The sequence below is a fragment of the Actinophytocola sp. KF-1 genome (assembly GCF_054661535.1).
This window is the reverse complement of record NZ_BAAFVK010000006.1, coordinates 154,206-178,166: the sequence shown is the minus strand read 5'-3', so window position 1 is coordinate 178,166 and position 23,961 is coordinate 154,206. Positions and strand designations below refer to the sequence as shown.

Genomic DNA, 23,961 nt, shown 5'->3' with positions numbered 1-23,961 from the left:
CCTATCGCGGCACCAACGTGTTCTGCCGCGCGGTGATCAGCCAGCGGCCGTCCTCCTTCACGAGCACGTACAGCGCGCACATGGTGTGGTCCAGGTCGATCGGCTCGCCGTCGGCCGTCACCGCGTACGCCTCCTTGTAGGCCAGCGCCACGTCCGGGCGCACGAACCGGACGTCCTTCACCTCGTACCTGGCGTACTGGTCGCGCAGCGGCCCCGCGAGCCCGGCCTCGCTCGCCGCCATCACCTCGTCGATGCCCACCAGCCGCACGCCCATGGCGCTGACCAGCGTCGCGTCCGGGGCCACGTGCTTGTTCATCAACGCGGCGTCGTTGGTGTTGAACCCACGCTCGACGTCCGCCACGACCTGCCTGATCTCCTCGATGTCGCTCACGTCCCCCAGCCTGTGACCTCCACCAAGGACGAGGTCAACCCCGCCGTGCAACCCGCGCCGGGGGATCGGCGTAGAAGGGTCAGACTGAGGTGGGAGGCGATGGGGTGCGAGGGCGAGACCAGGAGTTCGCCGAGTTCTTCTCGGCGCGCTTCGAGGGGGCTCGGCGGATCGCGTACGCGATGTGCGGTTCGTGGCCCGACGCTGAGGAGATCGCGCAGACCGCGTTCGTGAAGCTGTACGCGCGGTGGTCGAAGATCCGCATCGAGACCGTCGACGCGTACCTGCGCACGGTCGTGACCAGGGTCTTCCTGGACACGAGGCGCCGGGGGCGGGCGCGTGAGCAGGTCGTCGCCGAGCTGCCCGACGTGGTCGCGCCGCCAGAGGCCGGGCCTGCCGAACGGATGGCGTTGCGTGCCGCGCTGCTGTCCGTGCCGCCGGGGCAACGCGCGGTGCTGGTGCTGCGGTTCGTCGCCGACCTGTCGGTCGACCAGGTCGCGGAGACGCTCGGCTGCACCCCCGGCACGGTCAAGAGCCAGACGGCGCGCGGCCTCGCCGCCCTGCGCGCCGCGTTCCGGAAAGGCGAGGTCAGCGTGGAGGTGCGGGGTGCGTGACATGGTCGACGACGACGCGGCGGGCCGCGCGCTGCGGACGCTGAACGACGACCCGGCCCCGCCGGTCGCGACCTCGATCGACCAGGTGCTGCGCCGCGGTCGGCGGCGTGTGTTCGTGCAGCGCGCGGCCGCGGTCGCCGGGGTGGTGGCGGTGGTCGCGGGGATCGGCACGGCGACCGTCCTGCTGCGGTCGTCGGGGGAACCCGGCGGGGGCGGCGTGGAGGTGGCGGTGTCGACCACGGCGCCGCCGACGCCGACCGGACCGCTGCCCGGCTGGGAGACCATCCAGGTCGACAAGACGACCTGCCAGCGGAAACCGCTGCAGAGCGTCCCGGGGAGGCCGCCGTCGACGCTGCTGCCCCAGTCGGTCGTGCAACCCGCGTTCACCAGCGCGATCGAGTCCGTCGTCGGCGTGGGGACGACGGCGACCGAGGCGGTCTGGGAGGACTACTCGCCGAAGGCCCAGGGCCCCCGCGGCTACCTGGCGGTCGAGGTGCCCATGGACAACGGCAACGGCCAGCTCCAGCTGGAGGCGGAGGTCTACCCCGGCACGCCGGCGCAGATGGCCGACGCCTCCCTGTTCACCTACGGCGACTGCAAGCCGCCCGCCCGGCACGTGATGCCCGACGGGACGGTGCTCCAGTTGTTCCAGCCCAACCCCTACCACCCGGAACAGCCGATGCAGCACCTGCAGGTCTACCGCCCGGACGGCCGCATGTACGTGATCACCGCGGCGGGCTGGAGCGACGCGGACCTGGTACCACTCGGCGGCGGCGGGTACACGGTCGAAGGCGGTCGCGGCAAGCTCCCCGTCACCCAGCAGCAGCTGGCCGACATCGCCACCGGTCTGGTGGCGAAGCTCGGCTGACCAGCTCACGCGCGTCCTACGGGCGCTCGTGGCAGCATCGTGGTGTGATGCCACACCAGGTGCCCACCGTGAACATCCCGGACATCCCGGAGTCCCTCCCGGCGGGCGTGACGCTGCTCGACGTCCGCGAACCCGACGAGTGGGCCGCCGGTCACGCGCCGGACGCCGTCCACATCCCGATGGGTGACCTCGCGGCCCGCCTCGACGACCTGCCCGCCGACGACGAGGTGTACGTGGTGTGCCGCAGCGGCGGCCGGTCGGCCCGCGTGACCGCGTTCCTCAACGCGAACGGCTGGGACGCCAAGAACGTCGAGGGCGGCATGCAGCAGTGGCAGGCCGCGGGCCGTCCGATGGCAGCGGACAGCGGCGAACCGACGGTCATCTGAGAGCCGGCTGACGTGACACAGCCCCGCCAGCGCTGGGTAGCGACCGTGCCCCCGGGCGCCGGCCGCCGCCCACGCCCGCGCAGACGGCTGCCCTACATGGGCCCGCCCGCGTACGGCACGACCCCGCGGTGGGGCTTCCCGGCGCTCGCGTGGCGCTGGCCGACGACCATCCCGGGCACCGGCCCGGACCAGCCGGTGACCGTCGAACGCGTCCGCGCGGTCGCGGGGCACGCCTCGGCCATGATGTGGGCGCTCGCGTGCCTGGCGGTGATCACCGCGGGCGGCGAGGTCTGGCGGTACGTGCTGCTGCTGCGGAGCCGCACGGGTGCGCTGTCGTCGCGCCTGGTCGGCACGTCCGACGCGGTGGTGACCATCGGCGGCGTGCTCACGCTGGCGTTCTCGGTGCTGGCGGCGGTCGTGGTGCTGTGGTGGCTGTACCTGGCGCGCCGCGCGGCGGCGGACCTGGCAGGCCAGCTGGTCGGCCGCCCCGACTGGCAGGTGCTGGTGTACCTGCTGGTACCGGGCGTGAACCTGGCCATGGCGGGCGTCGTCCTGACCGAGCTGGAACACCAGGTGCTGCGCCGCCCGGCGACGGAACGCCCGCGCCCGACGAAGCACGTGGTCGTCTGGTGGGCGACCTGGGCCGGCGCGGGACTGTTGTTCGCGGTGACCGTGATCTGGCGGTTCCGGGACAGCGTCCAGGCACACGCGGACAGCGTCGTGCTGAGCGCACTGACCGACCTCGCGGCGGCGGCCGTCGCCGTGCTGACCGCGATGACGGTCCGCCGCCTGTCCACGCTGCTGGCCCCCATCGACCCGGCGAACGTCCGCTACCTGCGGGTCGTCCGCGTGGAAGGCGCGCCGGAGCCACCACTGCGGGCCACGCGCCTGCTCCCGTCCCGCCGCTGACTCACCACACCGTCGCCAGCCACGCCGCGACCACGGCGAGCGCGATCAAGGGCACGTTCAGGCCGGTCTCCTTGACCTCCTTGCGGGAGAGGTGCAGACCCGCCGCCATCACCTGCAGCACGGCGAAACCGATCGCCGCCACCACCGCCAGAACGGGCGCCACGCCGGTCAGTGGCGGCAGCACGAGCCCGAGCGTGCCGAGCACCTCGACGGCGCCGATGCCGCGGACCACCGGCATGGGGATCGTGTCGACCCAGCCCATCATCGGCGCCAGCTGCTCCCTGGTCCGCACGACCTTGATCCCGCCCGCGTACAGGTAGAACACCGCCAGCAACCCGGCGACGACCCAGTATGCGATCTCCATGCCCGCTCCAATGGTTACGACTTGTAAGTAGCCACATGATGGGTGACTATCGGAGGCGGTACAAAAGGAACACGGGTGTGCGTAACTGACAGGAGCGTGCGCATGTCGCGGTACGAACGCGTCTGCCTGATCCGCGGCGACGGGGGTCGCGCCATCCGCGGCGTCCTCGACCGGATCGCCAACAAGTGGACGCTGCTGGTGATCGCGACCCTCCACGACCAGCACATGCGCTTCACCGAGCTGCAGCAGCGCATCCCCGGCGTCTCACAGCGGATGCTGTCGCTGACGCTGCGCCACCTGGAACGCGACGGCCTCGTCTCGCGGACCGCCTACGCGGAGGTGCCGCCGCGCGTCGAGTACGCGCTCACCGACACAGGCCGCACCCTGATCGAACCCGCCGTGCGGCTGGCCGAGTGGGCGGTCGAGCACAACCCCGACATCGAGCGGAGCAGGCGCGAGTACGACGACCGCTAGGCCGTCACCGGCAGGTTCCGCAGCCCGCGGATCACGAACTCCGGCCGCCGTTCCGGTTCCGCGGCCAGGCGCAGCCCGGGCAGCTCGGTGGTCAGCGCCTCCAGCGCGGCCGCGATTTCGACCCGCGCCAACGGGGCACCCACGCAGTAATGGATGCCCGCCCCGAACCCCAGGTGCGCGTTCGGCGTACGCCCCACGTCGAGCCGGTCCGGCTCGTCGAACACCTCCGGGTCACGGGCCGCCGCGCCGAGCAGCGCCGCGATCTTGTCGCCGGGCGCCAGGGCGTGGCCCGCGATGGTGACCGGCGCGGTCGCCGTGCGCTCGAACAGCTGCAGCGGCGCGTCGAAGCGGATCAGCTCCTCGACCGCGGTCGGCAGCAGGCCGGGGTCCGCGACGAGGCGCTCCCACTCGTGCCGGTGCGTCAGCAGGGCGAGGACGCCGTTGCCGATGACGTTCACCGTCGCCTCGTGGCCGGCCATGAGCAGGAGCACGGCGGTGCCGACCAGCTCGTCGTCGGTGAGGCGGTCGGTGCCGTCGCGCTCCGCGACAAGACCGCTGATGAGGTCGTCGCCGGGGGCCTTCGCGCGGTCGGCGGCGAGGTCGCGGAGGTAGTCGACGAACTCCTGCGCCGCTCGTTCCGCGGCGTCGGCCTGCTCCTTCGGCAGGGCGTACTCGTACATCTTCACGATCGCGTTCGACCACGGCTGCAGCCGGTGCCGGTCCGTGCCGGGGACGCCGAGCAGCTCCGCGATCACCTCGACCGGCAGCGGCGCGGCCACGTGCGCCAGCAGGTCGGCGGACCCGTCGGCCTTGATCGCCGCGGCCAGCGACCCCACCAGCGTCGACGACAGCGACCGCACCCACGGCCGCAACCGCTCCGTGTGGCCGCGGGCGAAGGCGCCCGCGATCAGGCGCCGCAGCCGGGTGTGGCGGGGCGGTTCGTTCTCCAGCAGCGAGTTCTGGTGCAGCAGGTTGAACGCGACGAAGTCGGACGCCGGCTCCTTGTCCCGCCACAGCCGCCCGGCCGAGCGGCTGCGCAGCACCTCCGAGCACGCCGCGTGCGACACCGCGACCGCGAGCCCCATCTCCTCGTGCCGGTGCACCGGACCCTCGGCCCGCAACGCGGCGAAGGTCGGGTACGGGTCGGCGAGAAAGGCCGGGTCACGCGGGTCGAACACCATGGCCCCACGGTAGCTGTGCGATGATCCGCGCCGTGCAGCCCGCTGTCGTCGCGCACCGGGGTGCGTCCGCGCACCGGGCCGAGCACACCGTCGCCGCCTACGCGCTCGCCATCGAACAGGGCGCGGACGGACTCGAGTGCGATGTGCGCCTCTCCCGCGACGGTCACCTCGTGTGCGTCCACGACCGCCGCGTCGACCGCACGTCGTCCGGCCGCGGGGTCGTGTCCACGCTGACGCTGGCACGGCTGTCCGAACTGGACTACGGCAGCTGGCACCCCGGCATGCCCGACAACGCCGACGAGCTCGTGCTGGGCGCACCGGACGAGTCCGAGCGCGGCGTGCTCACGCTCGAGTCCCTGCTCGAGCTGGTGGAAGCGCACCCCGGCGTGCAGTTGTTCGTCGAGACCAAACACCCCGTGCGGTACGGCGGGCTGGTGGAGGCGAAGCTCATCGCCATGCTGCGCCGGTACGGCCTCGCCCGCCCGAAGTCCAAAGAGGACTCGCCGGTGGTGATGATGTCGTTCTCGGCGCGGGCGGTGCGGCGCGTGCGTGCCCACACCGACACGCTGCCGACCGTGCTGCTGCTGGAGAACCTGTCGGTCGCCCGCTGGGACGGCGCCCTCCCGCCGTACGCCGACTACACGGGTCCGGGCGTGCACCTGCTGCGGACCGACCCGGACTACGTCGAGCGGGCCAGGTCGTTCGGGCACGAGACGTACGTCTGGACCGTGGACGAACCCGCGGACGTGGCCCTGTGCGCGAAGCTCGGCGTCCGGTACCTCGCGACGAACTCCCCGGCGAACACCATGCGCCTGCTCAACCGGTAGCGTCTCGCTCCATGGCCAAGCGTTCCGCCGTGAAGAGCAAGAAGACCACCGACGGCATCAACCCGAGGCAGGCCTGCCCGTGCGGGTCCGGCAAGCGGTACAAGGCGTGCCACGGCCTCGCCGGCGGCCCGGTCGAGATGCCGGTCGGCCGCCCGTTCGAGGGCATCGTCAGCGAGTGCGAGCTGATCGCGCTGCGGGAGTTCGTGCCGTCGGCGACGTCCCCGCTCACGCTGTCGGTCGACACCGACCGCACGGTGACCCTCGCGACCGTGCTGCCCATGGCCGCGGCCGCCCTGGTCCGCGCGGACGGCAGCGCGTTCGTCGGCCTGCAGGTGCAGACCAGGTCCAGCGACGTCAGCCGCGACCTGGCCCGCGCGCTGCGCTGGGCGCTCGACGCGAAGCCCGGTGACGTGCTGCCGGTCGTGGGCCCGGAGACCGAAGAGGGCGAACGCGAGCGCCTGCAGGACCTGCTGGACCCGAAGACCGAGCTGGACCCGACCCTGCACAGCGACTTCTCGTGGTGGCTCCCCGAGGGCGAGGAGCCGGCGGGCGAGGTCGCGCTGTCCCTGGAACGCGCGAACCAGGCCATCATGCCGACGGAACGCATCGGCCCGGCCGCGTACTGGGTCGACGCCGGTGACCGCGCCCACCTGCGCTGGGTCCGCCCGGAGCCGGAGGAGCAGCTGCTGTACGCGCTGGCCCGCCTGCACGCCCGCGGCGAGCTGGGTCTCGGCGAGGGGTCGCGGTACGCGGGCTCGTTCCGCGCGCACGGCCTGCTGGTGCCGGTGTGGGACCTCGACCGCGAGCTGCACGCCCGCGAGTGGACCAAGCCGGCCGAGGAGCTGGGCACCCGCCTGGACGAGGCACTGGCGTCGCTGGAGAAGACTCCGCTGACCAGCGACGAACGCCGCGCCCGCGACGGCCTCATCGGCCGCCAGGTCACCATCCGCTGAGCCGGATGCCGGAGTCGCTGGGGAGCGTCTCGTTCCCGTCCGGTGATCTGCTGGTGATCGACTTCGGGTTGCTGCGCGCGTGGTGCGGCGAGCCGGCCGAGGGCACGGACTTCGAGATCACCGGCCCGGACGCGGCCGAGGTCGCCGGCCGGCTCGACCTCGCCATGGTCAAGGGCCGGTACGCGTTCGACTTCCCGGACGGCGACCCCCTGGCGAAGCGGGTCGACGGGTTCGGCCTCGACGCGTCCCTGGTGCGGATACCGAAGGTGCCGCACCACGCCCGGGTCCAGCGCCTGCTCGCCGACGCGCCCGGCGGTGTCGAGGTGCCGTTCCCGGCGGGCTGGGCCGTGGCCGTGCGCGGTGTGCCCGCCGACCGGGAACTGCCGGTGCACGGCGTGCGCATGGACCCGGACGGCCCGGACGCGGGCAGGTGGCGTTCGGTGTGGGTGGAGTGCGCGGAAGGCGAACCGGCGCGGTCCGTCGAGTGCGGGTACGTGCTCGTCGAGGAGGCGCGGCTCATGTTCGCCGACCCGGCCGCGCTGACCGGCTGGCGCAACGACGAACCGCACGACGGCCTGTTCGACCTCGTGTTCTGGGGCCGGGACGCCACCGCGGTCGCCGAACGGCTGTCGGCGCCCGCCCTGGACCAGGACACGTTCGGGTGGACCGACCTCACCAAGGCCGAGCTGGCCAGTCACTACTCGCGGCTCAGGGCCGAGGACGAGGCGAAGTTCCACACCGACGTCCGTCCGCACGACGACCACCACCGGCTGCTGAGCCGGATGCGCGGCGCACCGACCGAGTCGGGCGTGGTCGAGGTCGGCGGCGCGCTGATGACCGGCTGGTACACCAGCTGGGGCGACGGCGCGTACCCCGTCCACCGCGACCTCGCCGAGGACGGCACCCTGCTGCGCGTGCGGGTCGAGCTGGGCGCCGAGGAGATCGTCCGGCGGCAGCGCCGCTTCGAACGGCTGTGGTTCGGCGACCTGGCGCAGCTCGCGATCGTGTCGAACCGCGTCGCCCGCGACGGCGAGCCGGCGGGCTGGCTGTACCGGGAGGGCCCGGACAACGAGCGGGACAGCGGCTGGCGCGTGTTCGCGGGCGACGAACCGGAGGAGTACGTCGACGACGTCGGCAACTGCTCGCTCGTGCCGCTCCGCGAACTGATCAGCGCCGACCCGCGCGTGGAGGCCGTGCTCACCACACCGGCACCGGCCGCCTTCGAACGCAGGGACGACGAGTTCGTGCCCGTCGACAGGTGAGTTGTCCACAGCCCACCCGGTTGTCCACAACTAGCGGCTGAGCCCCTGGTTCTGTCGGTGGGTACCGGTAGACTGGCATGACGGGTGGCCCCCGGGATCGGGTGGGGGTTGGCATCGCGCGCGCGAGCGGTGTGCGCCGACCTCGGTGTGCCGGGCGCTGCGCGCCCGCTTCGGTGGGGGCCGCGCGTTTCGCTGGTCAGCGGCTATTTCGTCCAGCTGTCCGCCAGGGCGCACAGCTCCGCGAGCGCCGCCTCCACACGGGCCGTCTCGCCCGTCGTCAGGTGATCCGCCTGCAGGCCCGCGTACGCGTTGTTCAGCAGCGTCGCCTTCGTCAGCGCGTCCGCCGGCGACAACCCGCGCACCTCCAGCGCCTGGGCCACGAACGCCGCCCGCCCGCTGACGAACGCCGGCACGTGCGCCGCCAGCCGGCCCGCCGCCGCCAGGCCCTCGATCTCCTGGATCAACCGCGTCCTCGGCAGCTCCGCCGGTGACAGGTGCCGCCGCCACGCGTCCCGCACGATCGACCCGATGCCCACCGCCGGGTCCGACCACCCCGGCGTCGACCGCAGCGCCTCGTGCTGCTGCTCGTCCAGCCGCGCCAGCACCGCCGCCAGCAACGCGTCCTTGTCCGCGAAGTGGTGCGTCAGCACCCGCGTGGACCGCCCGAGCGCCGCGGCCAGCGTACGCAGCGAAAACGTCGCCAGCCCGCTCGACGACAGCTCCACGATGATCGCGTCGATCAGTTCGACGCGCCGTGCCGGGTCCGCGGTCCGAGCCATGCCCCCAACCCTATTAAGGTAACGACTGTTACCTTTATGAGGTGTACCTCGTCGCCCTCACCCTCGCCGCCTTCGCCGTCCAGACCGACGACTTCGTGATCATCGGGGTGCTGCCCGCCATCGCGGGCGACCTCGGCGTCGCCACCGGCGCGGCCGGTCAGCTCGTCACCGTGTTCACGCTCGTCTACGCCCTCGCCGCGCCCCTGTCCGCGGCACTCCTCGGCCGCGTCGACCGGCGCGCACTGCTCGTCGGCGCGCTACTCGTCTTCTGCGCGGCCAACTTCGTGGTCCCGGCCGTCGACGCGTACCCGCTGCTCATGGCCCTGCGCGTGGTCGCGGCCCTCGCCGCGGCGACCGTCCTGCCCGCGGTCCTCGCGCTCGCCACGCACCTCGCCCCCGAGGGTGCGACCGGCCGCCACCTCGCCACCGTCATGGCGGGCATGACCGGCGCGATCGTCCTCGGCGTGCCCGCCGGCACGTGGACCGGCGCCGCGTTCGGCTGGCGCGCCACGTTCGTGCTCGGTGGCGTGCTGGGCGCGCTCGCCCTGCTCGCGGTGCTGATCTGGCTGCCGCGCACCACGCTCGACCGGCCGCCGTCACCTCGCGGCCTGCTGACCGCGCCCGTGCTCAAGGTGCTCGCCGTGACCGTCGCCGCGGTCGCGGGCAACCTCGCCTTCCAGACCTACCTCGCCACGTTCCTCGCCGGGCTCGCCGACGTCACCCCGGCCGTCCTCGGCGTCCTGCTGGTGGTCGCCGGGGTGGCGGGCATCGCGGGCGCGCGGTTCGCGGGCACGCTGATCGACAGGTGGGGCCCGCAGCGCGCGTTCGCCGCCGCCGCAACGGCTTTCGCGGCCGTGATGGTGATCTTCGCGGTCTGCTGGGGCGCGCGCCCGGCGCCGCTGTGGTTGACCGTCGTGTTGCTCGTCGGGTGGTCCGCGGCCGCGTGGGCGGTGCCGCCCGCCATCCAGGCGCTGATGCTCGCGCGGGCCGGCCACGAACACGCGACCGCGGCGATGGCCGTCGTCAGCAGCACCGTCTACATCGGAGCGGCCGCGGGCGGCGCGGCGGGTGGGCTGCTGGTCGGCGTGTCCCCGGGCGCGGTGCCGGTGTTCGCCGCGGCGTGCGCGCTCGCCGCGATCGCCCTGCGTGCCTAGAGCAGGCCGCCCGCCGCGTTCGGGGCCAGCGGGTCCGCGCCACCGTCGCCGACGGCCTCACGCGCCAGGAAGTTCTCCACGTCGAACAGGTTGCCGTTGGCCCGGCGGACCACGTTGAGCAACGTCGTCATGCCGGCCACCTCCTCGACCTGCTCCTTGAGGAACCACTGCATGAACTGCTCGCCCTTGTAGTCGTCCTCGTCGCGGGCGGCCTTCGCGAGCGCGATGATGTCCTCGGTCACCTGCTTCTCCTGCTTGAGCGCCAGCGCGACGAGATCGGCGGCGTCGGAGAATTCGTTGCGAACCGCGTCCACACCCGGAATCTCGGGCTGGATGTCGTTGTCGAGCAGGTATTGCACGATCATCATCGCGTGGTTGCGCTCCTCCAGCGACTGCCGGTAGAAGTGCCTGGCCAGCTGGGGGAGGTCCTGGCCGTCGAACCACACCGCAAGAGCCACGTACTGCTGGGACGCGGTGAACTCGTTGCGGATCTGCTCTTGCAGCATGGTGTTGAACTTCGACATGATTTCGATAATACGCACCGGGATGGGCAATAGCAATTTGCTTGCAATTTAGGCAAGCCTATGGAAATGCAATTCAGGTAAGGCATTCCTAAACTGGATTGCACCCGGCCCGCCGACCGCCGACCATGGTGCGGTGACTTCCTTCCCCGCCGACGTGCCCACGCTCACCGATGGTGAGATCACGCTCCGTGCCCACGCGATGTCCGATGTGGACGACGTGGTCGTGCAGTGCACCGACCCGGCGTCCATCCGGTGGACGACCGTGCCCGTGCCGTACGGCCGCGCGGACGCGGCCGGGTTCGTCGGCGAGATCGTGCCCGCGGGCTGGGAGAGCGGGAAGGACCTGTGCTTCGCGATCGAGGCGCCGCACCCTGACGGCGTCCGCCGGTTCGCAGGCTCGATCTCGCTGCGGCCGATGGGGTCGAACGTCGCGGAGCTCGCGTTCGGCCTGCACCCGGCCGTGCGCGGGCACGGCGTGTGCGGCCGCGCCGTCAAGATGATCCTGGACTGGGGTTTCGAGCAGCGGGACATCGAGCTGGTCGTGTGGTACGCGCACGTGGGCAACTGGGCGTCGTGGCGCGTGGCGTGGGCGAACGGGTTCTCGTTCGACGGCAAGGTCGCGAAGTTCCTGAGCCAGCGCGGCGAACGCCACGACGCGTGGTGCGGCTCGCTGCGCAAGGACGACACCCGCGAGCCCAAGCACGCGTGGCACGTGCCGCCGACCCTCGAGTCCGACCGCCTGCGGCTGCGCCCGCACAACGACACGGACGGTGTCCGCTTCATCGAGATGATGGCCGACGAACGCAGCCGCCACTTCGGCGGCCGCTACGGCTGGGCGAACGAGAAGATGCCGCCCCCGGACAAGGTGCTGCTGCGCGCGATGGAGTTCGACGCGCGCGGCGAACGCTACGACTGGACCATCGCCGACCGCGAGACCGACGAGCTGATCGGGGAGATCCAGCTGTTCAACCTCGGCGGCCTGGACAAGACGGCCGCGGAGATCGGCTACTCGGTCCACCCGGACGCACGCGGCAAGGGCGTGCTGACGGAGGCGCTGGGCATGCTGGTCGACTGCGCCTTCACCCCGAAGGACAAGGGCGGCCTCGGCCTGCGCCGCCTGAGCCTGTCGACCGCGGGGAGCAACAAGGCGTCCCGCTACGCGGCGGAGAAGGCGGGCTTCCTCCACGTGGCGAGCATCCCGGACTCCTTCCCGACCGGCCCGTCCGGCTTCGAGGACGAGACCATCTACGCGCAGGTCAACCCCCGCTGGACGGAGTAGTCCACAGCCCACCCGGTTGTCCACAGCCAAGATCGACTTCCGTCCCCCTGTCGGTGGATACCGGTAGACTGGACAGCGGGGTGCCCCCGGGAGTGGTGGGGGCCGCCCGTACGTACTGGGGGGTGCGCGTTTTCGCAGGTCAGAGGCGATTCGTGGCCTGGGTGGGCCCAGTTCACGCGCTCAGCGCCGCCACCAGGTCGTTGACCACGCCGCGCCAGTGCGTCCGCTGCTGTTCGCGTTCCTCCGCGTCGGCCAGCCGTTCCTGGTGCACGCCCAGCCGTGCCCGCCCCGCGCCCGCGTGGGACACCGTCAACTGCAACGTCGTCTCGTGCCGCCAGCCCGGCGGCTGCCACGTGAGCCGCACCCGGTCCAGCTCGCGGTAGCTCCGCGTCTCGCCGCGCACCCCGGCCGCCGTCTCGTACCCGGCGCCCGGCTCCGACAGCACGGTCACGCCCTCACCCAGCCAGATCGCGATGCCCGCCGGCGACGTGATGAAGCTCCACACGTCCTCGACCGGCCGGTCGATCGTCTTCGACACCCCGATCTGCCAGCCCGCGTCGCGGGTCTTCCCGACCGGGCTCACGCGACCACCGCCGCGACCGCGCTGACCTCGACCAGCGCACCCGGCACCGCCAGCCCGGCGACCCGCGCGACCACGACGGCGGGCTTCGCGCCTGCCAGCTCGGCGGCCGCGACCGGATAGGCCGCACCGATGTCGGTGCCGTCGACCAGCAGGATCGTCATCATGACCAGATCCTGAACGCTCGCGCCCGCCGCGGCCAGCGCGACATGCAGGTTCTTCATCACCTGCCGGGTCTGCGCGACGACGTCGTCACCGACGAGCGAGCCGCTGCCGTCGACGCCGTTCTGCCCGCCGACGTGGATGGTCGTCGCCCCCGGCGGCACTACGGCCACGTGGCTGAACGCGGGCGACTGGACAAGTCCCTCGGGACTGAGAAGCGATGTCATGTGACCATCGTGCCCACATACCCGGACGGATACTGTCAGGGTTTTCCGCCATCATCGACGTCGTGCGCACCACGAACCGCCGCCTCGAGACGCTCTCGCTGCTCCAGGCGCACCCCGGCATCTCGGCGACCCAGCTCGCGGCCCGCCTCGGCGTGACCGAACGCACGGCCCGCCGCGACATCGCGGAACTGCGCGAGGTCGGCTACCGCATCGACGGCGAGGCGGGCCGGACCGGCGGCTACCGGCTGGCGTCCGGCACCGCGATGCCCCCACTGCTCCTCGACGCGGACGAGGTGGCCGCGGTGGCGCTGGGCCTGCGCACCGCGGTCACCGTCGACGGCCTGGAAACGGCGGCGATCACGGCGCTCGCGAAGCTGACACAGGTCGTGCCGTCCCGCTGGCGCACCCGGCTGAGCGCGCTCGCCCAGGTGGAGACGCTGCCACTGCACAGCACGAACCGCGACGTGCTGATCCCCGCCGCGCTCGCGTGCCGCGCGGGGGAGGCCATCCGCATCCGCGGGCGCGGGAACGCGGTCGACGTGCAGCCGCACCGGCTGGTCATGGTGCGGCGCCGCTGGTACCTGGTCGCCTGCCTGCGCGACACGACGCGGTGGCGGGTCCACGCGCTCGACCGGATCACGCACGTGCAGCCGCTGGGCACCCGCTTCCCCGTCCCCGAGCCCCCGGAAGACGCGGCGACGTTCGTGGCCGGCTCACTGGCGCACGGCTCGTGGCGCCACCAGGTCCGCGTCCGCGTCCACACGTCGGCGGACCTGGTCCGCGACCTGGTCGACCCGACGGTGGCCACGGTGGTCGACGACGAGGACGACTGCGAACTCCGCTTCGGCACCGACGACCTCGACTGGGCGGCCCGCTGGCTCACCTACCTGAACCTCGACATCGACGTCCTCGAACCGGCGGAACTGAACGACCACCTGCGCGGGCTGGGCCGCTGGCTGTCGGACCGCTACTGACGTTGTCCACAGCCCACCCGGTTGTCCACAGGCAAGATCGACATCCGTCCCCCTGTCGGTGGACACCGGTAGACTGGACAGCGGGGTGCCCCCGGGAGTGGTGGGGGCCGCCCGTACGTACTGGGGATGCGTGTTTTCGCAGGTCAGCGGCTTGTTACTACAGCTGTGCCCGCACGATCGGGCACGACATGCACCGCGGCCCACCCCGGCCGCTGCCCAGTTCCGAGCCGCGGATCCGCAGCACCTCGATCCCCGCCTCCTCGAGCCGCGCGTTCGTCTCCACGTTCCGCTCGTACGCGACCACCACCCCGGGCGCCACCGCGAGCGTGTTGTTCCCGTCGTCCCACTGCTCGCGCTCCGCCGTCACCGGGTCGAGCCCCGTGTCGATCACCCGCAGCCGGTCGATGCCCATCGCCGACGCGGCCGCCTCCAGGAACGGCACCGGTCCCGCGACCCGCACGCCCTTCGCCTCGTCGGGCTGCAGCGGGTACGCCACCAGCGTGTCCCGCACCGCCGGGTACATCACGACCGCGTCCCGGTCGACCATCGTGCACACCGTGTCCAGGTGCATCGTCGCCCGGTCCTGCGCGATCGGCACCGCCAGCACCGTGTGCGCGAGCCCGTCCGCGAACGCCGACCGCGCCAGCGACTCCGCGCCCGCGGGCGACGTCCGCTCACCGACGCCGATCGCGAGCACCCCGGGCGCCAGCAACAGCACGTCGCCGCCCTCGACCGGCGCCGAGTGCGCGCCGTACGCACGCCCCGCCGACCGGAACCGCGGGTGGTACGCGTAGATCAGGTCCAGCAGCGCCGTCTCCCGGTTCCGCGCCGGCAACGCGAGCGACGCGATCGCCACCCGGTTGCCGATCCACACCGACGAGTCCCTGGTGAAGAGCAGGTTCGGCAGCGGGTCGACGACGAAGTCGTGCGGGTGGTGCATCTTCCGCACCAGCGACGCGCCCTCCGCGGCGGGCAGCTCCTCGAACGTCATGCCCGCCATGAGCACGTCCGCCAGCGCCGACGCGGTCATCGACGACAGGTGCGAGCTGAGCGCGTCGGCCAGCTCGTGTCCCACCCGGCGCCGGTCCACCGCGGTGTCGGCCGCCGCGGCGTGGGCGCGTTCGTCGCTCAGCGCCTCCACCAGCGCGTCCACGAGCAGCAGCACTTCGACGTCGCGGGACTCGAGCGTCTCCGCGAACGCGTCGTGTTCCTCCTGTGCGCGGTCGACCCACGGGATGCTGTCGAACAGCAGCTGGTCGTTGTTGCGCGGAGTGAGGCGCTTCAGCTCGGCGCCAGGCCGGTGCAGCAGCACCGTGCGCAGCGGCCCGACCTCGCTTTCCACCCGGGGCTGCTCGTGAACTTCGAGATCAGGTGCGGTCACGACGGCGAGCGTAATAACTCGGTAAGTAGGTTGTCGCGGCCACCTCCGCCACGATGAGTCACATGCGACGACTGCTGATCTGGGTGGGTGTGCCCGTTGCGCTGATCGGGCTCGGTGTGGGCCTCGCCCTGTTCGAGCCGTGGCGCGCGTTCACGAGCAGCCACCTCGACGAGCCGGTCCCGGTGGCGGCGCCCGTGAGCACCGACACCACGTCGCCGCCCCGGCCGGAGGTCCTCGCCGAAGGCACCTTCGTCAGCCAGGAACACGACACCAGCGGCACCGCCCGCGTCCTGGCGCTGCCCGACGGCTCCCGCGTGCTGCGGCTGGCGGGCTTCTCGACCTCCGACGGCCCGGACGTGCACGTCTGGCTCTCCGACGCGACGGCGGGCGGCGACTGGCACTCCTACGACGACGGCCGGTACGTCCCGCTCGGCGAGATCAAGGCCACCGACGGCAACCACAACTACGCGATCCCCGCCGACGCCGACCTCGCGGGCCTGCGCAGCGCGGTCATCTGGTGCGACCGCTTCAACGTCGCGTTCGGCTCCGCCCCACTCGCACTCTAGTTCGAACACCCTGAGTCAGTGATCGATACGCGCGGTAATATGCGCTGGTGCCCTCCCACGTTCACGAAGCCCTGATCGAGCTGTTCCGTCAGCGTCCGGCGCTCGCCGCCGAGTTGCTGCACGGTCAACTCGGTGTGGCGATACCGCCGTACGCACACGCGACCGTGGGATCGAGTGACCTGACCGATCTGACGCCCACTGAGTACCGGGCGGACACGGTCATCGTGCTGACCAGCGGTGACGTGCAGGTCGGGGCGGTGGTCGTCGAGGTGCAGCTGCGGCGGGACCCGGCCAAACGCTGGTCCTGGCCGGTGTACCTGACGACGCTCCGCGCTCGCCTTCGGGTCCCGGTCGTACTGCTGGTGGTGTGCCCGGACGACGCGACGGCGACGTGGTGTTCCGCGCCCATCGACTTGGGGCACCCGGACTGGGCGTTGCGTCCAGTGGTCATCGCACCCGATCGCGTGCCAGTACTCACCGACCCCGAGGAGGCGGTGGGCAAACCGGAACTGGCGGTGCTCTCGGCCATGGCCCACGGCGCCGGAACCGATGGGGACAAGGTCCTGTCCGCGTTCATGGCCGGTCTGCGAGCGCTCTCTGATGACCAAGCAAACTTGTACACTGACCTCGTGCTCATGACGCTCCCGGCAGCGGCACGAGCTCGTCTGGAGGAACTGATGAGCACTGGAACCTGGGAGTACAAGAGCGACTTCGCCCGCCGCTACTACGGCCAAGGCCGCGAAGAAGGCCGCGCCGAGGGCGAGGCCAGGGCGGTCCTGGGGGTTCTCGAGGTGCGCGGCATCACCGTGCCGGACGGCGCACGCGAGCGGATCATGCAGTGCACCGACCTCGACCAGCTCGAGACCTGGGTGCGTCGCGCCGTGACCGTCGCGACCGTCGACGAGCTGTTCGCTTAGGCCAGCTCGGGCGGGAAGCCGCCGGTCGCGACCGGGCCCCAGCGGTCGATCGTGACGCGGATCAGGCACTTGCCCTGCTTGGCCATCGCCGCGCGGTACTCGTCCCAGTCGGGGTGCTCGCCGGAGATCACGCGGAAGTACTCGACGAGCGGCTCCAGCGCGTCCGGCAGGTCCAGCACCTCCGCGGTGCCGTCGACCTGCACGTACGCGTCGTTGAACTCGTCGGACAGGACCAGCACCGACACCTTCGGGTTGCGCCGCGCGTTGCGGGACTTCGCCCGCTGCGGGTAGCTCGAGATCACGATGCGGCCCTCGCCGTCCAGGCCGCACGTCACCGGCGACATCTGCGGGCTGCCGTCGGACCGCGTGGTCACCAGCACCGCGTGGTGGCGGGGGCGGATGAAGTCGTTCAGCGCTTCTCGTTCGACCGTCTCGGCCGTGGCGATCTGTGGCACGGACACCACCCTACGACTGCCGGTAGCGTTCGGCCGTGCTCCGCGACTGGCTGAAACCGTCGACCCCGGCCTTCCCCGAACCGGTCACCGACGCCCGCGAACGACGGGGGATCGTCGTCGAGCTGGTGATCGTCTTCGCGATCACGCTGGGGCTCTCCGGACTGCGGAGCCTGCTGTCGCTCCTCGACTCGCTGCTGCGCGAGGAGCGGCTCGCCGACCAGGCCGTGGCGCTGAACGTCTCGCAGGCCACCAACCAGGTACTGGACTTCCTGCGCCAGCTGTTGTCGGCGACGCAGCTGTTCGCGTGGGGCGTGCTCGGCCTCTACCTGCTGTGGCGGGCGGGCATCCAGCTGCGGCAGATCGGCCTCGCGCGGGGGCGTTTCCTGCGGGACCTCGGGGGCGGCGCAGGCCTCGCGGCGCTCATCGGCGTGCCCGGGCTCGGGTTCTACCTGGTCGCGCGTGCTGTCGGCGCCAACCTCACCGTGGTGCCGACCGCGCTGGACCACTGGTGGCAGTTCCTCACGCTCCCGCTGTCGGCGTTCGGCAACGCGTGGGCCGAGGAGGTCCTGGTCGTCGGCTACCTGATCACGCGGCTGCGCCAGCTCGGGCTGCGGGAGAACACGTCGCTGCTGGTCTCGGCCGTGCTGCGCGGGTCGTACCACCTCTACCAGGGCTTCGGCGGGTTCGTCGGCAACGTGATCATGGGGCTGGTGTTCGGCCGGGTGTGGCAGCGGACGAACCGGCTGTGGCCGCTGGTACTGGCGCACTTCCTGATCGACTTCGTCGCTTTCATGGGGTACGCGGTCCTGCGTGGCCGCGTGTCCTGGCTGCCGTGACGTTTCCCGGGTACGAATAGGGCATGGCCGGCCTCGACGAGTACCGCAAGAAGCGGGACGCCGCGAAGACCCCGGAGCCCGTCCCCGCCGAGGGGCCGCTGCCGACCGGCAACAACGACACGTTCGTCATCCAGGAGCACCACGCCACCCGGCTGCACTGGGACGTGCGGCTGGAACGCGACGGCGTGCTCGTGTCCTGGGCGGTGCCGCGCGGGCTGCCCGACGTGCCCGGTGACATCCGGTTGGCGGTGCACACCGAAGACCACCCGATGGAGTACGCGACGTTCTCCGGGGAGATTCCGAAGGGTGAGTACGGCGGCGGCCGGATGTTCATCTGGGACCGCGGCCGCTACGAGACGCTGAAGTGGTCCGACCGCGAGGTCGCGGTCGTCTTCGACGGGGAACGGGCCAAGGGCAGGTACACGTTCTTCCGCAGCGGCAAGGACGCCAAGGACTGGATGGTCCGCCGTTCCGAGCCGCCGCTGCAGGCCGGTTTCGAGCGGCTCCCGGAGCTGGTCGAGCCGATGCTGGCGTCGCCGGGCACGCTGCCCGAGGACGAGTCCGACTGGTCGTACGAGTTCAAGTGGGACGGTGTCCGCGCGCTCGCCCGCGTCGAGGGCGGCCGGCTGCGGCTGCATTCCCGCAAGGGCAACGACATCACGGTCACCTACCCGGAGCTGCGGATACTCGGCGAGGAGCTGGGTGCGACGCAGGTCTGGCTGGACGGCGAGATCGTGGCGTTGAAGGACGGCAGGCCCAGCTTCCCGGCGCTGCAGCAGCGCATGCACGTCCAGAACGACCGGCAGGCACGCAGCCTCGCGAACTCGGTCCCGGTGACGTACCTGATCTTCGACGTGCTGCACCTGGACGGGAAGTCGTGCGTTGACCTCCCGCTCGCGGAACGCCGCGCCCTGCTCGAAGGGCTCGAGCTGCGCGGACCGAACTGGAACCTGTCCCCGTCGTTCACCGGCGACGGCGCCGCGGTGGTGGAGACGGCACGGGACCAGCAGTTGGAGGGCGTGATCGCGAAACGGCTGTCCTCCCGGTACTACCCCGGCAGACGGACCGCCGACTGGGTGAAGATCACCGAGGTCCTGACCTTGGAGGTGCTGGTCGGCGGGTGGCGCCCGGGGGAGGGCAGGCGCGCGGGTTCGATCGGCTCGCTGATGCTGGGTGTGCCGACGGACGCGGGCCTGCGTTACGTGGGCCAGGTGGGCACCGGCTTCACCGACGAGGCGCTCGCCGCACTGCACGATCGGCTGAAACCGTTGGTGCGCAAGGAGAACCCCTTCTTCAACGAGGTGCCACGAGAACGGGCCAAAGGCGCCACGTGGGTGATACCCGAACTGGTCGGCGAGGTGGAGTTCCGCAACTGGACACCGGACGGCCGCCTGCGCGCGCCGTCGTGGCGGGGCCTGCGCTCGGACAAGGACGCGGCGGACCTGGAACCGGAAGCGATGCCCGGCGCGGCGGCCGACGACGAGCCACCGTGGACCGACGAGGAACCGGACGACGAGCCGCAGCCGCAGAACGTGCTGGTGGAGGTGGAGGGCAAGCGCCTGCGTCTGTCCAACTTGGACAAACCGCTGTACCCCGGCTTCAGCAAGGCGCAGGTGATCGACTACTACAGCCGGATCGCGCCGTTCTTGCTGCCACATCTGAAAGACCGCCCGGTGACGCTACGCAGGTGGCCGGACGGCGTGCTGGGCCAGCCGTTCTTCGAGAAGAACGCGGCCCGGCACGCGCCGGAGTGGTTGCGGAAGGTGCGGATCGAGACGCCGGGCAGCACCAAGGGCAACGAGACGCTGGACTTCGTGGTGCTGAACGACCTGCCGAGCCTGGTGTGGTCGGCGAACATGGCGGCGCTGGAACTGCACATCCCGCAGTGGAAAGTCGACAAAGCGGGGGAGCGGCTGACGCCGGACCTGCTGGTGTTCGACCTGGACCCGGGCCCGCCGGCGACGATCGTCGAGTGCTGCGAAGTGGCGCTGGAACTGCGGAAGGTGCTGGCGGAGCACGGCCTGAAGGCGTACGCGAAAACCAGTGGCAACAAGGGGATGCAGCTGTACGCCCCGATCACCACGTCGGCGGTGGAGAAGACGTCGGAGTACGCGAAAGCGGTGGCGGAGCACCTGGCGAGCGAACACCCGAAGCTGATCGTGGCGCGGATGGCGAAGGACCTGCGGCCACGCAAGGTGTTCATCGACTGGAGCCAGAACAACCGCTACAAGACGACGATCGCGCCGTACTCGTTGCGCGGCCGCGACACCCCGACGGCGTCGACCCCGATCACGTGGGACGAGGTGGCGAACTGCCGCCACCCGAACGACCTGACCTTCACGGCGAAGAACGTCCTGACCCGCGTGGAGGAGTTCGGGGACCTGCTGAAACCACTGCTGGCGAAGAAACGCCCGAAACTCCCGGAGCTGTAGATGATCGAGGCGGTGCGCGGCGACATCACCGAACAACAGGTGGACGCCATCGTGAACGCGGCGAACTCGTCGCTGCTGGGAGGCGGCGGCGTCGACGGCGCCATCCACCGCAAGGGCGGCAAGGACATCCTCGACGAGTGCCGGGCACTGCGGGCAAGCAAGTACGGTGGTGGCCTCCCGACAGGCCAGGCGGTGGCGACCACCGCGGGCCGGCTGCCGGCGAGGTGGGTGATCCACACGGTGGGTCCGGTGTGGTCGTCGTCGGAGGAGCGATCGGTGCTGCTGGCGGACTGCCACCGCAATTCGTTGCGGGTGGCGGCGGAGCTGGGCGCGTCCACAGTGGCCTTCCCGGCGATTTCGACCGGCGTGTACCGCTGGCCGGTCGAGTCGGCAGCGGAAATCGCCGTGGCGGCGGTGAAAGAGGTGCTGCGGAACAGTCCGGTGACGCTGGTCCGCTTCGTCCTCTTCGATGACCATGCATACAAGGCGTTCAGCGCACAGCTATAGCGTCCGCGAGTTGTCCACAGGTGCCGTGGTTGTCCACAGCCAAGATCGACATCAGTCCCCCTGTCGGTGGACACCGGTAGACTGGACAGCGGGGTGCCCCCGGGAGTGGTGGGGGCTGTCCGTACGTACTGGGTGGGGCGTTTTCGCTGGTCAGTGCCGTTGTGGCGGTTTGTGTTCCCCGGGTTTGGTGGTGTGCCTTGCGCGGGGTTTTCCCTCCGGGGGGTCCTCGCCGGACGGGCTGGTCTCCGGGATGGCGGGGGTCTTGCACGGGGTTGGGTTGGCAAGGACTGGTGTCCGTTGTCTGCCTGCCATCCCGTCGACCTCCCGGAGGGCTATCACACCGCGTCAAGGGGGCCCGGCGGCTTTGGGCATGTGGTTGGTTCGTGCTTCGGGCCCCCTTGACCCGGTGTGATCGGGCTTCGCCAGGTCGACGGGATGGCAGGCAGGCAGTCCCTGTGTGGTGGGGCTTGCGCCCTTTCGGCCTTGCTGTCGTCCGGTGTGGACGGTTGGGGTAGTTGTCCACAGGTGGTGGAGTTGTCCACAGGTGGCTGTCGTGGGCTGGTTTTGTCGGTGTCTGCTGGTAGACTGGCAAGGCGGGTGGCCCCCGGGATCGGGTGGGGTTTCGCATCCGGGCGGGCTGTGTGTGGGCGCCTGGGTCAGGTCGCTGGTTTTTCCAGGTGTACCAAGAACAGTGTGGGCGCGACCCGTTCCTCTCGGACCGTTTCGTAGCCCACCTTTCGGTACAGCGCCAAGTTGGCGGTGCTGCGATCGCCTGTGTGCAGCGCGAACCGCCGCACTGATGCCGGTGCGTGTTCCTCCACCGCCAGCAACAGCCGTCGGCCTATGCCTTTGCCTTGTTGGTCCGGGGCCACCACCAGGCGTTCCACGTGGCAGACCGGGCCATCGACCCTGCCCCGCACGGCGCCCACGATGCGGGGACCCACCCGGGCGACCAGGACGATCTCCGATTCGATGGCCGCCCGCACGCTCTCCAGCGGTTCCGACAGCGCCGAGAAGTGCGGATTGTCGTACAACTGCGCCTCGGACACGTACGCGGCGCGCTGCACCGTCATGATCTCGCCCGCGTCCGTTGTCGTTGCCCGGTCGATCTGGCTCATGGCACCGTCAGGATCACCGGGCCGTCCGCGGTGATCGCCACCGTGTGTTCGAAGTGTGCTGCCCGGCTGCCGTCCACCGTGCGCAGGGACCAGCCGTCGTCGTCGATCGTGTACTTGTCCTGGCCGCCTGCCATGAACATCGGCTCGATCGCCAGTACCAGGCCCTCGCGCAGGCGGAGCCCCCGGCCGGGTTTGCCCTCGTTCGGGACCGACGGGTCCTCGTGCATGCGCCTTCCCACGCCGTGGCCGCCGAAGTCCTCCGGGATGCCGTAGCCCGCCGCGCGACCGATCTCGCCCACCGCATGGGAGATGTCGCCCAGGCGGCCGCCGACCCGCGCCGCCGCTATGCCCGCGTGCAGCGCCTTCTCCGTCGTCTCCACCAGGGCCACGTCCGCGGGGTCCGCCTCGCCGACCACGAACGACACGGCCGCGTCGCCGTGGAAGCCGCCCAGGCTCGCGCCGAAGTCGATGCTCAGCAGGTCGCCGTCGCGCAGGCGGTAGGCCGACGGGATGCCGTGCACGATGACGTCGTTCACCGACGTGATCATCACGCGCGGGAAGGGGGTCGGGGCGAAGTGCGGGTGGTAGTGCTGGAACGACGACGTCGCGCCGAAGTCCGACAGCACGCCGGCCGCCACGTCGTCCAGCTCCAGCAGCGACACCCCCACCGCGGCCGCGTCCCGGCACGCCGCCAGCGCGGTCCCGACGACCCGGCCCGCCTCGCGCATGACCTCGAGCTCCGCCCGGGTCTTCAGTTCCACCATGCTTCCTCCCAATAACTATCCCGGTATTTCTATCACGGGATTAGTATTGGAGCCATGGTGCGCCCCCCGTTGAGTGAGCAGGACCGTGAACGTGGCCTCCGCCTCGGCGAGATCCTGCGGTCGGCCCGCGGTGACCGCTCGATGGTGGAGGTCGCCGCGCAGGCCGGGATCTCCGTCGAGACCCTGCGCAAGATCGAGACCGGGCGCATCCCCACGCCCGCGTTCTTCACCGTGGTCGCCATCGCGCGTGCCGTCGACGTCTCGCTCGACGCCCTCGACCTGCGGCTAGACCCCGTGCTGTAGCGCCAGGAACGGGCAGCCGACCATCCTGCGCAGCTCGTCGGACAGCTCGGCGAGCGTGCTGATCGGCCGCGAGAACGCGAGCCGGATGTCGTGGTCGCCGTCGATGTCCTCCACCCGCAGGCGCAGGCCGTAGCGGTCCAGGCCCAGCGGCCGCAGGTGCCCGCCCTGCAGCCGCTCCGGCAGGTGGCGGCGCAGCGTGTGCACGACCTCCGTGTGCGACAGCTCGAGGTGCCGCAGCCAGCCCGCCTCCTCGTGGCAGAACGGGTCCGGGTCGGTCGCCGCGAACGTCGACTGCGTGACCGGGTGCGTGCCGTCGGCGTCCGCGATCACCATCGACACCGGCGTCAGCCGCAGGAGGGTGGCGCCGTGGCCGAGGTCGAGAAGACGTGGGTCGGGGCGTTGTGCCGCGATCGTCAGCGCCACCCCGCGGGCGGCGGGCAGCGGCAGCGCCGACAGCCGGCCGGTGATCCACAGCAGCCCGCGCACCGGCTCCCGCAGGGGCACCGGCGCCATGTCGACGATCTCGATCATCGACGTGAGCACGCCGTCCGCGAGTGCCGTCGGCAGCTGGTGGTCGTCGGGCAGGAGCACCGACACGACGCCGTCGTCGTGCACGTGGTGGAGCAGCGGCGTCACCCGGTCCGTCACCGCGCCGGTCGGCGGCAGCGACTGCCCAGGTGGCAGCAACGTCGCCGGGCCACGCGCGGCGATCGTCCTGGCGCGCTCACCCGGGCTGGGCGTCGGCGGTCGATCGGTCAAGGAGCACCTCCCCGGAGT

29 protein-coding genes are annotated in these 23,961 nt (G+C 71.4%); 17 read left to right on the top strand and 12 right to left on the bottom strand.

Annotated features, from left to right (window positions below; translation table 11 throughout):
- Position 1: 1 nt before the first annotated feature.
- The gene (locus ACYQ77_RS19600; protein ID WP_459713303.1) at positions 2 to 391 is read right to left on the bottom strand and encodes an SgcJ/EcaC family oxidoreductase; all 390 of its coding nucleotides are present in this window, start codon (positions 389 to 391) and stop codon (positions 2 to 4) included.
- A 104-nt stretch (positions 392 to 495) separates the two neighbouring features.
- On the opposite strand from ACYQ77_RS19600, the gene ACYQ77_RS19595 reads away from it, so the two are divergent.
- From ACYQ77_RS19595 to ACYQ77_RS19580, 4 genes are read left to right on the top strand one after another with little or no spacing between them, the layout of a single operon-like run.
- The gene (locus ACYQ77_RS19595; RefSeq protein WP_459713301.1) at positions 496 to 1,002 is read left to right on the top strand and encodes a SigE family RNA polymerase sigma factor; all 507 of its coding nucleotides are present in this window, start codon (positions 496 to 498) and stop codon (positions 1,000 to 1,002) included.
- On the top strand, positions 995 to 1,870 hold the full coding sequence (locus tag ACYQ77_RS19590) for a hypothetical protein (RefSeq protein WP_459713300.1): 876 nt from the start codon (positions 995 to 997) through the stop codon (positions 1,868 to 1,870). The genes ACYQ77_RS19595 and ACYQ77_RS19590 overlap by 8 nt, the downstream gene beginning before the upstream one ends.
- Positions 1,871 to 1,917: 47 nt before the next feature.
- Positions 1,918 to 2,256, top strand: coding sequence for a rhodanese-like domain-containing protein (locus ACYQ77_RS19585; RefSeq protein WP_459713298.1), 339 nt, complete (start codon positions 1,918 to 1,920; stop codon positions 2,254 to 2,256).
- 12 nt (positions 2,257 to 2,268) lie between these two features.
- Positions 2,269 to 3,165, top strand: coding sequence for a DUF4328 domain-containing protein (locus ACYQ77_RS19580; protein WP_459713296.1), 897 nt, complete (start codon positions 2,269 to 2,271; stop codon positions 3,163 to 3,165).
- 1 nt (position 3,166) lies between these two features.
- On the opposite strand, the gene ACYQ77_RS19575 is transcribed toward ACYQ77_RS19580, so the two are convergent.
- The gene (locus ACYQ77_RS19575; protein WP_459713294.1) at positions 3,167 to 3,529 is read right to left on the bottom strand and encodes a DoxX family protein; all 363 of its coding nucleotides are present in this window, start codon (positions 3,527 to 3,529) and stop codon (positions 3,167 to 3,169) included.
- Between the two features lie 102 nt (positions 3,530 to 3,631).
- On the opposite strand from ACYQ77_RS19575, the gene ACYQ77_RS19570 reads away from it, so the two are divergent.
- On the top strand, positions 3,632 to 4,003 hold the full coding sequence (locus ACYQ77_RS19570; RefSeq protein WP_459713293.1) for a winged helix-turn-helix transcriptional regulator: 372 nt from the start codon (positions 3,632 to 3,634) through the stop codon (positions 4,001 to 4,003).
- Here the strand turns inward: ACYQ77_RS19570 and ACYQ77_RS19565 are convergent.
- Positions 4,000 to 5,181 carry a cytochrome P450 gene (locus ACYQ77_RS19565; protein ID WP_459713960.1) on the bottom strand — a complete coding sequence of 394 codons (1,182 nt, stop codon included), beginning with the start codon at positions 5,179 to 5,181 and terminating at the stop codon, positions 4,000 to 4,002. The two genes, ACYQ77_RS19570 and ACYQ77_RS19565, sit on opposite strands and share 4 nt — an antisense overlap.
- Before the next feature lie 23 nt (positions 5,182 to 5,204).
- On the opposite strand from ACYQ77_RS19565, the gene ACYQ77_RS19560 reads away from it, so the two are divergent.
- The 3 genes from ACYQ77_RS19560 to ACYQ77_RS19550 are packed head-to-tail and all read left to right on the top strand — an operon-like array spanning position 5,205 to position 8,226.
- Positions 5,205 to 6,011 carry a glycerophosphodiester phosphodiesterase gene (locus tag ACYQ77_RS19560; protein ID WP_459713291.1) on the top strand — a complete coding sequence of 269 codons (807 nt, stop codon included), beginning with the start codon at positions 5,205 to 5,207 and terminating at the stop codon, positions 6,009 to 6,011.
- Between the two features lie 11 nt (positions 6,012 to 6,022).
- Positions 6,023 to 6,964, top strand: a complete 942-nt coding sequence (locus ACYQ77_RS19555) for a DUF5926 family protein (RefSeq protein ID WP_459713289.1) — start codon at positions 6,023 to 6,025, stop codon at positions 6,962 to 6,964.
- A gap of 5 nt (positions 6,965 to 6,969) precedes the next feature.
- Positions 6,970 to 8,226, top strand: a complete 1,257-nt coding sequence (locus ACYQ77_RS19550; protein ID WP_459713287.1) for a DUF2185 domain-containing protein — start codon at positions 6,970 to 6,972, stop codon at positions 8,224 to 8,226.
- Positions 8,227 to 8,429: 203 nt separating this feature from the next.
- On the opposite strand, the gene ACYQ77_RS19545 is transcribed toward ACYQ77_RS19550, so the two are convergent.
- A complete protein-coding gene (locus ACYQ77_RS19545) occupies positions 8,430 to 9,005 on the bottom strand; it encodes a TetR/AcrR family transcriptional regulator (protein WP_459713285.1) in 576 nt (191 codons plus the stop codon).
- A 41-nt stretch (positions 9,006 to 9,046) separates the two neighbouring features.
- Here ACYQ77_RS19545 and ACYQ77_RS19540 point away from each other — a divergent pair, with 41 nt between their 5' ends.
- Positions 9,047 to 10,159, top strand: a complete 1,113-nt coding sequence (locus ACYQ77_RS19540; protein WP_459713283.1) for an MFS transporter — start codon at positions 9,047 to 9,049, stop codon at positions 10,157 to 10,159.
- Here ACYQ77_RS19540 and ACYQ77_RS19535 read toward each other — a convergent pair.
- Positions 10,156 to 10,683 carry a ferritin gene (locus ACYQ77_RS19535; RefSeq protein WP_459713281.1) on the bottom strand — a complete coding sequence of 176 codons (528 nt, stop codon included), beginning with the start codon at positions 10,681 to 10,683 and terminating at the stop codon, positions 10,156 to 10,158. The genes ACYQ77_RS19540 and ACYQ77_RS19535 overlap by 4 nt on opposite strands.
- Before the next feature lie 133 nt (positions 10,684 to 10,816).
- Between ACYQ77_RS19535 and ACYQ77_RS19530 the strand changes: the two genes are divergently transcribed.
- Positions 10,817 to 11,962: a GNAT family N-acetyltransferase gene (locus ACYQ77_RS19530; RefSeq protein ID WP_459713280.1), complete on the top strand. Its 1,146-nt coding sequence runs from the start codon at positions 10,817 to 10,819 to the stop codon at positions 11,960 to 11,962.
- A 172-nt stretch (positions 11,963 to 12,134) separates the two neighbouring features.
- On the opposite strand, the gene ACYQ77_RS19525 is transcribed toward ACYQ77_RS19530, so the two are convergent.
- Together ACYQ77_RS19525 and ACYQ77_RS19520 are read right to left on the bottom strand one after the other, a co-directional pair.
- Positions 12,135 to 12,545, bottom strand: a complete 411-nt coding sequence (locus ACYQ77_RS19525; RefSeq protein ID WP_459713278.1) for an SRPBCC domain-containing protein — start codon at positions 12,543 to 12,545, stop codon at positions 12,135 to 12,137.
- Positions 12,542 to 12,931, bottom strand: coding sequence for a RidA family protein (locus ACYQ77_RS19520; protein WP_459713277.1), 390 nt, complete (start codon positions 12,929 to 12,931; stop codon positions 12,542 to 12,544). The genes ACYQ77_RS19525 and ACYQ77_RS19520 overlap by 4 nt, the downstream gene beginning before the upstream one ends.
- Before the next feature lie 62 nt (positions 12,932 to 12,993).
- Between ACYQ77_RS19520 and ACYQ77_RS19515 the strand changes: the two genes are divergently transcribed.
- Complete coding sequence (locus ACYQ77_RS19515) at positions 12,994 to 13,905, top strand: helix-turn-helix transcriptional regulator (protein ID WP_459713275.1); 912 nt, start codon at positions 12,994 to 12,996, stop codon at positions 13,903 to 13,905.
- A 157-nt stretch (positions 13,906 to 14,062) separates the two neighbouring features.
- Here ACYQ77_RS19515 and arcA read toward each other — a convergent pair whose 3' ends face one another.
- Positions 14,063 to 15,286: an arginine deiminase gene (gene arcA / locus ACYQ77_RS19510; protein WP_459713274.1), complete on the bottom strand. Its 1,224-nt coding sequence runs from the start codon at positions 15,284 to 15,286 to the stop codon at positions 14,063 to 14,065.
- Between the two features lie 62 nt (positions 15,287 to 15,348).
- Here arcA and ACYQ77_RS19505 point away from each other — a divergent pair, with 62 nt between their 5' ends.
- Together ACYQ77_RS19505 and ACYQ77_RS19500 are read left to right on the top strand one after the other, a co-directional pair.
- On the top strand, positions 15,349 to 15,852 hold the full coding sequence (locus ACYQ77_RS19505) for a DM13 domain-containing protein (protein WP_459713273.1): 504 nt from the start codon (positions 15,349 to 15,351) through the stop codon (positions 15,850 to 15,852).
- A 47-nt stretch (positions 15,853 to 15,899) separates the two neighbouring features.
- Positions 15,900 to 16,769 (top strand): hypothetical protein, encoded by an 870-nt coding sequence (locus tag ACYQ77_RS19500; protein ID WP_459713272.1) that lies wholly within the window; start codon positions 15,900 to 15,902, stop codon positions 16,767 to 16,769.
- Here the strand turns inward: ACYQ77_RS19500 and ACYQ77_RS19495 are convergent.
- The gene (locus ACYQ77_RS19495) at positions 16,766 to 17,224 is read right to left on the bottom strand and encodes a PPOX class F420-dependent oxidoreductase (protein ID WP_459713270.1); all 459 of its coding nucleotides are present in this window, start codon (positions 17,222 to 17,224) and stop codon (positions 16,766 to 16,768) included. The two genes, ACYQ77_RS19500 and ACYQ77_RS19495, sit on opposite strands and share 4 nt — an antisense overlap.
- A gap of 35 nt (positions 17,225 to 17,259) precedes the next feature.
- On the opposite strand from ACYQ77_RS19495, the gene ACYQ77_RS19490 reads away from it, so the two are divergent.
- The 3 genes from ACYQ77_RS19490 to ACYQ77_RS19480 are packed head-to-tail and all read left to right on the top strand — an operon-like array spanning position 17,260 to position 20,999.
- Complete coding sequence (locus ACYQ77_RS19490; RefSeq protein ID WP_459713268.1) at positions 17,260 to 18,060, top strand: CPBP family intramembrane glutamic endopeptidase; 801 nt, start codon at positions 17,260 to 17,262, stop codon at positions 18,058 to 18,060.
- Positions 18,061 to 18,083: 23 nt separating this feature from the next.
- Positions 18,084 to 20,492 (top strand): DNA ligase D, encoded by a 2,409-nt coding sequence (gene ligD, locus ACYQ77_RS19485; protein ID WP_459713267.1) that lies wholly within the window; start codon positions 18,084 to 18,086, stop codon positions 20,490 to 20,492.
- Positions 20,493 to 20,999, top strand: coding sequence for an O-acetyl-ADP-ribose deacetylase (locus ACYQ77_RS19480; RefSeq protein WP_459713265.1), 507 nt, complete (start codon positions 20,493 to 20,495; stop codon positions 20,997 to 20,999).
- Between the two features lie 656 nt (positions 21,000 to 21,655).
- Here the strand turns inward: ACYQ77_RS19480 and ACYQ77_RS19475 are convergent.
- Entirely contained in the window at positions 21,656 to 22,117 is a 462-nt protein-coding gene (locus ACYQ77_RS19475; RefSeq protein ID WP_459713263.1) for a GNAT family N-acetyltransferase, read from the bottom strand.
- A complete protein-coding gene (gene map, locus ACYQ77_RS19470; protein WP_459713261.1) occupies positions 22,114 to 22,881 on the bottom strand; it encodes a type I methionyl aminopeptidase in 768 nt (255 codons plus the stop codon). The genes ACYQ77_RS19475 and map overlap by 4 nt, the downstream gene beginning before the upstream one ends.
- A gap of 54 nt (positions 22,882 to 22,935) precedes the next feature.
- Here map and ACYQ77_RS19465 point away from each other — a divergent pair, with 54 nt between their 5' ends.
- Positions 22,936 to 23,184, top strand: a complete 249-nt coding sequence (locus ACYQ77_RS19465; RefSeq protein WP_459713258.1) for a helix-turn-helix domain-containing protein — start codon at positions 22,936 to 22,938, stop codon at positions 23,182 to 23,184.
- On the opposite strand, the gene ACYQ77_RS19460 is transcribed toward ACYQ77_RS19465, so the two are convergent.
- Positions 23,167 to 23,943 carry a DUF2470 domain-containing protein gene (locus tag ACYQ77_RS19460; protein ID WP_459713256.1) on the bottom strand — a complete coding sequence of 259 codons (777 nt, stop codon included), beginning with the start codon at positions 23,941 to 23,943 and terminating at the stop codon, positions 23,167 to 23,169. The two genes, ACYQ77_RS19465 and ACYQ77_RS19460, sit on opposite strands and share 18 nt — an antisense overlap.
- Positions 23,944 to 23,961 lie beyond the last annotated feature (18 nt).